This is a genomic window from Candidatus Bathycorpusculum sp. (assembly GCF_009778815.1).
Classification (GTDB): Archaea; Thermoproteota; Bathyarchaeia; order Bathyarchaeales; family Bathycorpusculaceae; genus Bathycorpusculum; species Bathycorpusculum hydrogenotrophicum.
This window is the reverse complement of record NZ_WRFL01000082.1, coordinates 1-8,719: the sequence shown is the minus strand read 5'-3', so window position 1 is coordinate 8,719 and position 8,719 is coordinate 1. Positions and strand designations below refer to the sequence as shown.

12 protein-coding genes and 1 pseudogene are annotated in these 8,719 nt (G+C 45.7%); 9 read left to right on the top strand and 4 right to left on the bottom strand.

Annotated elements, in window-relative coordinates; translation table 11 throughout:
- Window positions 1-103: 103 nt before the first annotated feature.
- Window positions 104-388, bottom strand: a complete 285-nt coding sequence (locus tag FWF39_RS11130) for a transposase (RefSeq protein ID WP_343383513.1) — start codon at window positions 386-388, stop codon at window positions 104-106.
- A gap of 154 nt (window positions 389-542) precedes the next feature.
- Between FWF39_RS11130 and terL the strand changes: the two genes are divergently transcribed.
- From terL to FWF39_RS11090, 8 genes are all read left to right on the top strand, one after another.
- Window positions 543-935, top strand: a complete 393-nt coding sequence (gene terL, locus FWF39_RS11125) for a phage terminase large subunit (RefSeq protein WP_343383512.1) — start codon at window positions 543-545, stop codon at window positions 933-935.
- A 563-nt stretch (window positions 936-1,498) separates the two neighbouring features.
- Window positions 1,499-1,996 carry a hypothetical protein gene (locus FWF39_RS11120; RefSeq protein ID WP_343383511.1) on the top strand — a complete coding sequence of 166 codons (498 nt, stop codon included), beginning with the start codon at window positions 1,499-1,501 and terminating at the stop codon, window positions 1,994-1,996.
- Window positions 1,997-2,046: 50 nt separating this feature from the next.
- Window positions 2,047-3,252: a tyrosine-type recombinase/integrase gene (locus FWF39_RS11115; RefSeq protein WP_343383510.1), complete on the top strand. Its 1,206-nt coding sequence runs from the start codon at window positions 2,047-2,049 to the stop codon at window positions 3,250-3,252.
- 489 nt (window positions 3,253-3,741) lie between these two features.
- Window positions 3,742-4,149, top strand: coding sequence for an IS1 family transposase (locus FWF39_RS11110; RefSeq protein WP_343383509.1), 408 nt, complete (start codon window positions 3,742-3,744; stop codon window positions 4,147-4,149).
- A 33-nt stretch (window positions 4,150-4,182) separates the two neighbouring features.
- The gene (locus tag FWF39_RS11105) at window positions 4,183-4,668 is read left to right on the top strand and encodes a hypothetical protein (RefSeq protein ID WP_343383508.1); all 486 of its coding nucleotides are present in this window, start codon (window positions 4,183-4,185) and stop codon (window positions 4,666-4,668) included.
- Window positions 4,668-5,084 carry a hypothetical protein gene (locus FWF39_RS11100; RefSeq protein WP_343383507.1) on the top strand — a complete coding sequence of 139 codons (417 nt, stop codon included), beginning with the start codon at window positions 4,668-4,670 and terminating at the stop codon, window positions 5,082-5,084. The genes FWF39_RS11105 and FWF39_RS11100 overlap by 1 nt, the downstream gene beginning before the upstream one ends.
- 91 nt (window positions 5,085-5,175) lie before the next feature.
- Window positions 5,176-5,397 carry a hypothetical protein gene (locus tag FWF39_RS11095; RefSeq protein ID WP_343383506.1) on the top strand — a complete coding sequence of 74 codons (222 nt, stop codon included), beginning with the start codon at window positions 5,176-5,178 and terminating at the stop codon, window positions 5,395-5,397.
- Between the two features lie 188 nt (window positions 5,398-5,585).
- On the top strand, window positions 5,586-5,924 hold the full coding sequence (locus tag FWF39_RS11090; RefSeq protein WP_343383505.1) for a hypothetical protein: 339 nt from the start codon (window positions 5,586-5,588) through the stop codon (window positions 5,922-5,924).
- On the opposite strand, the gene FWF39_RS11085 is transcribed toward FWF39_RS11090, so the two are convergent.
- Window positions 5,905-6,423, bottom strand: coding sequence for a DNA-processing protein DprA (locus FWF39_RS11085; RefSeq protein WP_343383504.1), 519 nt, complete (start codon window positions 6,421-6,423; stop codon window positions 5,905-5,907). The two genes, FWF39_RS11090 and FWF39_RS11085, sit on opposite strands and share 20 nt — an antisense overlap.
- A 115-nt stretch (window positions 6,424-6,538) precedes the next feature.
- Here FWF39_RS11085 and FWF39_RS11080 point away from each other — a divergent pair, with 115 nt between their 5' ends.
- On the top strand, window positions 6,539-6,799 hold the full coding sequence (locus FWF39_RS11080) for a hypothetical protein (protein WP_343383503.1): 261 nt from the start codon (window positions 6,539-6,541) through the stop codon (window positions 6,797-6,799).
- Between the two features lie 419 nt (window positions 6,800-7,218).
- Here FWF39_RS11080 and FWF39_RS11075 read toward each other — a convergent pair.
- Both FWF39_RS11075 and FWF39_RS11070 read right to left on the bottom strand, forming a co-directional pair.
- Window positions 7,219-7,674, bottom strand: a pseudogene (locus tag FWF39_RS11075) (transposase); the annotation flags it as partial.
- Between the two features lie 29 nt (window positions 7,675-7,703).
- Window positions 7,704-8,719, bottom strand: a 1,016-nt coding sequence (locus FWF39_RS11070) for an InlB B-repeat-containing protein (RefSeq protein ID WP_343383502.1), incomplete at its 5' end; no start/stop codon positions are given.

The window sequence follows — 8,719 nt, the reverse complement described above, 5'->3', positions numbered from 1 at the left end:
TTTTGACCATGTTTTTAGTTGGGTGGGTGCGGTATTTTTGGAAAGGTGTTTTGCAGAGTTTGGGTGGTGAGGTAGTGTGTCGTAAGATAACTCGGGTGGGAAATTATTTTGGGACAAGACACAAACGCGTCATCTGTACCAGTAAATCAGTCATTTTTTCCCATAACCCGTTTTTTACGGCTCGACGGTAAAATGAGTGCACCGTTTGACAATTGGGAAAGTCTTTAGGCGGCATACGCCACTGACAACCCGTTTTGTTAAGGTATCGTACAGCGTTTACTAGTTCACGTTTACTATGTTTTTGTAAGTGTTTGCCTTTCTTTGCTTTAGTAAAAATTGGCTCAATTATGCTCCATTCTTTATCAGTTAAATCACTATCATACCTCAAACAGATAACCACAACAAAACCTACACACCGCTAGTTAAAAACTTATTGAATACAGGTTCTAAGAATTGTAGTCCTATTGTGCCGTTTGGGAGTTGTTGTATGTTGTGTCGGTTGCGTTTTATACGCTGGGCGTAGTCATGAATTGGTTTGTTTGTTGACATATCCCTTGTGTGTTCGGGTGTTTTTAAAGGCGCAGATTTTGGTTTTGTTTTTTGAGCCGAATTTTGAGGTAGAGAACCAGACGCATCTGCTTGGTGCAGGGGGCAAGTTTACCACTGATGATTTGGCCCGTAACGTCTTTGCGGGTTTGGCTTATAAGACCATTAAGGCGCAGGCGGATAAGGCGACTCGGGCTGGTCCTTTGGCTGCTGCGGCTGAGCGGGGCAATGTCAAGGTTGTGTCGGGGGTGTGGCTCAATGATTGGCTTGATGAGCTCACCTTGTTTCCAGACGGAGCTCATGACGACCAAGTGGACACCGCTGCCTATGCGTTGATCATAGCGACCGGTAAGAAACCCCGTACGAAGTGGAACGCCTCGGTCTTCTAAGGTGTTTTTCCCTAAGGAGATGTGAGGGGAGACTCTACCTGCCTTACTCCCACTGCCCCTCTCTGTTGTCTTCTCTCACGTCTCCCTTACTTTTTTGTTCCGGGCGTGTTTGGTTAGGCTTATTAGGGTAATTGGGGTAGTGTTCTTTGTGAGAGGAGGCGGTGTATTGGTTGGACTTCCCCTTTCCGTTGGTTTACTTCTGCTTGTCTCCTCTCACATCTCCTAATGTTTTGCTGGGTGGATTTGGCTTAGGCTTATTAGGGCAGGGGTTAATTGTTTGTTGTGGGAGGAGACCGTGTATTTGTTGACTTTCCCTGTGATGGTTCGCTTCTATCTCTGTCTCCTCTCACAGTTCCCGCTGATTTTTGTCGTGAGATACACAGGCTTATAAGCTAAAACGATAACATAGAAGTGTGGGAGGGTATCTCATAACACCCCTCAGTTGGCGGCACTTATCACCCACCGTGCCGTCTCCCTCCCACACTTTCCAATTTTTTAAGCTCAAGGAAATTGAACTGTGAATTTTTTCATAACAATAGTAAAAACCCATTTTGGTGATGCATATGCCCAGTGCTCTTCTAAATGCCCAGCAATACAGTGAGTTTATGACCAACGGCACCCTCCCCCGTCCCAGCTATAGCGCTAACAGCTCCCTGCAGGGCGGGGGGATTCCGCGTAGCCGTACCGACTTTGGCACAAACCCCATCCGGGGCTTTCCCGCCTCGATATCTAACGAGGACTACTGGTACCTCTATAAACGATGCGACATCGCCGAAAACGCAGTGGACATTATCCCCAAGAATGTCTGGGGGAATAAGTGGGATCTCAAAGTCTTTACTGAGCAGGGTGAGGAGATCTCGGATTCCGAGTTAGAAAAGGCGGCTTATGCGCTCACAAAGCAGTACAACCTCAACACCGTTTTTCAGGAGGCCCACATCTATGCACGGTACATAGGCTTTGGGCTCATCGTCATCGGCTTAAAAGACAACAAAACCCTAGACCAACCCGCCGAAGGCTCCAGTCAATCCAGTCTGCTTCCCTTCCTCAAATTTCAACTATAAAACCAAAAGAAAAATCTCTGCTTTTTAAATTCCCAGCAACCATAAAGGACATGACAACCAATAAGCCAATTCACGACTACGAGCAACACCTAAAAAGATCACGCTACAACCTCAAAGCAATGCTAAACGGAGGGGTGGCTCTGCAATTTTTAGACCACCTACTCGCCTTAGGTCTCTCACTTGCAAGAGTGTCCAAATACGCCAACCATCTAACCCCGCTGTTGCGTATGATAAATGTTGACCTAAAAACAATAACTAAAACTGAAGTTGAGGCTGTGGTTGCCGTTATTAATGGTTGCAGACAAAAAGAGTGGACTAAACATGACAAAAAACTAACTCTGCGAAAAATAGTCCAATACGCCAAGCAAGGCAGTTGCACAAAAGGCACGCCCATACCTCCCGAAGTAAGTTGGATAAGTTTGACCGTGAAAGAAAAAGACCCCAGAGTCACTCCTGAAAACTTGCTCACAAAAGAAGACTTTACTGCCATCATCAAAGCCACTACCAACAAACGTGATCGGGCTATCATTTATGTGCTCTTTGAAGCGGCTCTGAGGCCTGGTGAACTTTTAACCATGACTACGGGTAGTGTAGTGTTTAAAGACGAGTATTGTCTTATTACTGCTAATGGGAAAACAGGCATTAAGCGCATACCCTTAGTTGTTTCTTGTAAACCTCTTTTGGAATGGTTGCAAGAGCATCCCTATAGAAATCATCCCGAAGCACCTTTATGGTGTTCTTTAGCTAGTAATCACGTAGGTGAGCGTCTGAGTTATACTCGTTTTCGTTTGATGATTAAGCGTTTAGCTAAACAGGGTGGTGTACAAAAAGATATTTGGCTTTATCTTTATCGTCACTCTTCGTTGACTGATATGGCTAAGGTTTTTACGGAGTGTCGGCTTGAGCAGTTTGCTGGCTGGACGTATGGTAGTAAGATGACACGGCGATACGTGCATTTTTCCGCACGCGATTTAGAGGATGCTGTGTTAGAGTTGCATGGGTTAAAAACAGCAACAAACGATACAAGTATAGTAAAACTGGTGCAGTGTCCGCGGTGTAGTGTTCAGAATCCTTTTGGGGACACAAGATGCACCACATGCGGCATGATCCTAGACAAAGAAACAGCGTTAAAGTTTGAGGCGCCCGAGAGACAAAAAGAGGGAAGGTTGCAGGAACAAAACGTAGAACTAAAACAGCGCCTAGACAAACTAGAAAGTTTTGTTTCTTCGCTTATTCCGGTGTCTGGCAAGTTTTGAGTTGGGTTTCCGCGAGTTGTTTTAACTCGCAAATTTCTTCTAATATTTTTTCTAAGGCTTGTTTGCTGATGGTTATTTGTTCGCTCATCTGATCACTACAAATAGTAACGTCAGAATTTTGAGAGTCTTCACCGATAGATAGATAAACTGTGTTACTTTACTTGATTAGGATATTGTCATGCCATCGTGTAAGAAGTGTTTGTCTGAAAACATTGTAAAAAACGGTCTAGTCCGCGGAAAACAACGATACAAATGCGCAGAATGTGCACATAATTTTGTAGAAGGCGATCAACGCACCAATGAGGGTGTTATTGCTAAAAAAGCCATGTGTACCCTGCTCTACTCACTGAGCAAAGCCTCCTACACTATGCTCGCAAAAATTTTTGACACCTGGCCATCATTAGTATATCGTTGGATTGTCCAAGCCGGCGCCCAACTGCCTGACACAGAAATCTCAGGAGAGATCCAAGAGATGGAATTTGATGAAATGTGGCATTTTGTGGGTTCAAAAAAAACAAGCTTTGGGTCCTCAAAGCCGTTGACCGTGGCACACGGCGAGTTGTGGCCTGGGTGCTCGGCTATCGTGATACTGCAACCTTCAAAAGACTCTATGATAAAGTCAAGCACCTAACAAACTGTATCTTTTATACAGACGATTGGGACGCTTTTGCCAAAGTGTTGCCCAAAGAACGTCATATCATTGGCAAAAAACACACTATTGCTATCGAACAAGATAACAGTAATACGCGTCATCATCTGGGGCGGTTTACTCGTCGGATTAAGATGGTTTCTAAGTGCGATACTATGGTGGATACCTCGATAAAGCTGTGGTCCAATCTGACCACGCCTGAGGTGTTTACCAAAATCCAAACAACAGCCTTATCTATCTATAAGTGAAGACTCTCGAATTGTTTAGTGGATAGTTGTGATTTGTCGCTGGATCAGGAGAGGTACCTCGTCGCCGACATTGTGGTGTCGAGTTTGGGCAGTGAGAGCCGTGAGCTCACCATTCCCGCAGATAGTGTGTTGCCTATGACCAAAGAGTCGATAACTACTCTTAGTGTAGGCGGCAACTCTTTATCAGCAAATTGGACTTCGCTTAAATTTGGCATCAAAAATAATGTGACCCAGCTCTCCTCGGGTAACAGTGTCTCTATGAGTGAGCAAATTGCCCGCCACGCTGAGTATAGTTTGGATGTGCAGATTTTAAAGAAGGCGCAGATGCAATATGGCACTGACAGCACCACCCGCACCCGATCAGTGGTTATTGCGTTGCGCAATAATCAAACTAATCCCGCAGTCACCACTTTTAGTTTTGCTAATATGGATCTTGCCAGTAACAGTATAAGTGTGGATAATCTAAATGCGGTGTATGAGCGTATTGCTGGTGTGTCTAATAGTGTGGTGATCAGCTAATGAAGGCCTATAAGACTTTTGTGCCGCCTAAGAGTTTGCTGGCACAGATTGGTTCTGAGTACGCTGGAGAGTATGTGGTCTATATTTTAGATGCCAAGGAGTACCTTGAAACTGCTGAAACCCTGACTCGAACTAAGCGCTATGAAGCTCAAAAGCAGGGAGAGCAGGCCGAACCCTTCACAGAATCTGAGTTGCGGGAGGCCATACTTTACCGATCTGTAACCAAAGACCGCGGACCGTTACCCAAGACGTTGCCCAGTAAGCTTTTTGAGGGGCTTAGCTGTGTAGCCATACCACTCAACATGTTGACGCATGAGGAGGGCCGTCAGCTGCTGGAGTGCTTTTGTGACACAAAAGAAAACCAGCATTGCCCTTTGGGTGAGTCTTGCTCAGCTGGGGCTTGTGCATCTGCGTGATTGGAGTGCACGCCAGCTCGGAGAATACCAGGTGTATCTATCGTGGCTGGATATTTGCCAAAAACAACAGCAACAAAAGGGGTAAGTCGTTATGAGTCAGATGACCTACAGCATAATCTTTACTGGAACTAATCTCTCAGCCCCTGCGGCTAATAGTGCTAAGAGTGCTAAGCAGAGCCTAGTTTCAGTGGGCCAGGCTGGGTCGTCGAGTATGAACAACGTACGCATGGCCACTGACGGCGCAACGCAGAGCATGAACACTTTCAGCTCAGCCAGTTACCGCGGCTTTCGGTCTTTGCAGATGGGGCTATGATGGGGGTGTCATTGCTGGGTACGTTTTATATGCGTCAGATGGCTCTTGAGAATAGCCAAGACAGCCTCACCCAGAGTCAGGAGAACTATACGGAGGCGGTTCGTCAGTATGGGGCGTCTAGTAAGCAGGCTTTGTCGGCGTTAAGCCAGCTGGAGCGTGCAGAGCGGAGTTATCAGACTGCGCAGACTATGTCGACGTTGATGACGATTTCGGCGGGTGTGCAGCTGGTGGGGTTTGGGGCTCAGATTCTCTATGTTTTGCCTAAAATTAATACGCTGATTACGACTTTGCGTTCTTTGGCTATTACGCAGACGATTCTTAATGCTTTGAAGGGGCCGGTGAGGTGGGCTATGCTGGCGGGTGGTGTGGTTGCGGCGGGTGTGGGGACTTATGCGGTGACCAACATGCTAAACCAAGGCGGCAGTAGTGCGCCTAGTGTGAATGTGAATGTGAACAACCAGCAAGACATCTACCTGCAGTATCTTCAACGGGTTAATGGTAATAGTGTTACTTCAGCTGGCGGCTAATCTCGTCGGGATCCTCAAATAGGGTGGCACCCTTAGTCAGCATCTGCTGTACCCAGATTTGGTTTTCATTTAGGGGACGATAGATGAAGAGTGGATACCCCAGTTTTAGTGCGTGGCTTGCGTGGTTGAGTGATCCGCTGCGCGGTTGGGCTTCCACCATCACTGAGGCGTGGGTTAGTTGTGCTAGGGTTTTGTTGCGTTGCAAAAAGTTTTCTGGCCGAATGGGTGTACCTATGGGAAATTGGGAGAATGCTAAATGTTTCTGCATAATTACCTGCTGAAGCACACAATTTTTTTGGGGGTAGACTTGATCAAGGGGTGTGCCTAAAACAGCGAGGGTTTGGCTGTGTGCTTCTATGGTTGCTTTGTGTGCGGCTGTGTCGATGCCCTCCGCAAGCCCGCTGGCCACAACAATGCGGTGTTCTGATAGAAATTGGCTGATTAGGTAGGCGGTTTCTGTTGCTTTTGGGCTGGGTTTTCGTGATCCCACAATGGCCACTCTGGGTTGGGCAGAGGGACTGTGAGTTGTCCGGTGTAGTAGAGTTTTAGATTTTGTCTTTATCTGACAGGGTTTTGGTGTCTTTTGGGCCTATGAGATCGGCTAGGGTGCTGTGATGGATTGGGGGCAACATATTACTACTGGTATAAATTATGCTGATCTATGGGGTGCTGGGGTGGGACAGCTGGATAGTGTGAGGACAATGTTAGGTGAATGTGGGAAGGGGAAGGAGGCTATCCGGCTGTCCGATGGAAGCATGGCACGATGCGGCGGTGTGCATCAGTGTGTCATGCTTCCATGTCCCCTGCAGGATACTCTATGGTTGTTGTTTGATTTAATGCTAAGTGTTCGAACAGTTTGTCTAATTATTAGATAAACAAATAACAAATGCAGGGTGTTTTGTTCAATAGTTAGACACTTGGCAAAGCCGGCTGGGTTTGGGTTGTGGCGGCGAATACTTAAATCTATTGTCCCTTAATTTGTTATGGGTGAGGAGTGCCTGTGAAGCCGCTGAACCAACCAACATATATCATTGTACACAACTCAGGTGATAAATACATCTTTTCTGGCGGCCGAGTAGGAACAGTCTCACCCTAACTCATTTTTTGTTGTTGGGTAACTTTTAAATTCATATTTGGCTGTTTTTGATTGGGTGAAGAGTGCCTGTGAAGCCGCTGAACCAACCAACCTACATTCATTCATACACACACTCATGCAATATCTTTTTGGCGGTTGAGTAGGAACAGGTTCACCCCTTTTGTTTATTAAGGGTTTATTTTATAGCAGTTTAACTTTTTATAGTCCATAACCACAGTGTTTGATCCAGCCTTCAACATCAGCAATAGTTATGGTGGTTAAAGCCTCAAAGATAGCTTTATGCAAATCATCCAAAAATCTAGGTTTGACTTTACGCAAATAAGCCTTAATTTTAGACCATGCCAACTCTACAGGATTAAAATCCGCAGAATACACAGGCAAAAACACAATCTTCACACCCTTAACAATCAATGGATCCAAAACATTAGCAACCTTGTGCACCGACAAATTATCAAGCACCAAAACATCCCCCTCACTCATAACAGGTGCTAAAACCTGTGATACATAATACTCAAAAACCTCGCCATTCAAAGTACCTTTAAACGACAAAGGAGCAATAAACCCCTCAACACCCATGTCGAGGCTTAGTAAAATCCGAGTTTGACTTTGCCTCTGCTTCTTTTCCTCCTCAGTGTCTTGGTCACCATTACGTTCTGCTGTATATTGACCAGCAGTATCTCCGCCTAGTCAGTTTGTTTCTTTGTCTGTTTCTGTTTACGTTGCAGTATTACACAGACAATCAATACGATAATAGCTAAAATTATACCTACTACGCTTAACATCAAGCTTGCGAGCGCCCACGATTCCTTTGGTTTTTCAGAGCCAGCAGGTGGAGATTCTGATGGTGGAAGTGTTGGCAATTCTGACGGGGGAGGTGTTGGTGTTGTTGTGGGTGGTTTGCTTGGAGCTGGGGAGAAACCAGAGTCGTTTTGTCGATATTGCGCTGTAATAGTAAGGTCAGAGACTACATTGTTAAAGGCGCGGTTCCAACCTATAAAAGTATAACCACTTCGAGATGGAACTGCAGGGGCTGTAGCAGATCCTCCATATGGAACACGTTCTTCTTTTAGAAGAGTATTATCCCAATCTACAAAGCGCACCGTAAACAGTTCCTGTTCCCACTGAGCTGTATAGACAACATCTTCAGCCACTGTTACACTTGGAACAGGTGACCAACCAATGAATTTCCATCCGACTTCACCTGTAACTGTTGGCGGAGCAGGTGTTAAGTCACCATAAGAAAGACCACTAGTAACCTGCTCACCAAACGTACCATGCAAACCAGGATTATACACCACCGTAAACAAAACTTCTTTCACCCACACCGCATACAACACAGTATCATCCAATATAGTAAAAGTTGAACCACCCGTATACTCCGCCACAGACGCAAAAGAAACTGTAGCCCACCCAAGAAAAACATAACCCTCACGACTTAAACTACCCTGACCCAAAACCTTAACCAAACTACCCTCAACATACGGACTAAAATCATCCACAGGCACTACACCACCAGTATGACCATTACCAACATAACTAACCGAATAACGCTCCACATCACCACCATCATCCACCGCCCAAAGAGCCGTAATAGTCAAATCCACATCAGGAAACTCGGAAGGAACAGAACCATCCCACGCATCAAACATATAACCAAACTTTGGAACCGTACCAGGCAAAGTAATACCTGAAGTAGAAC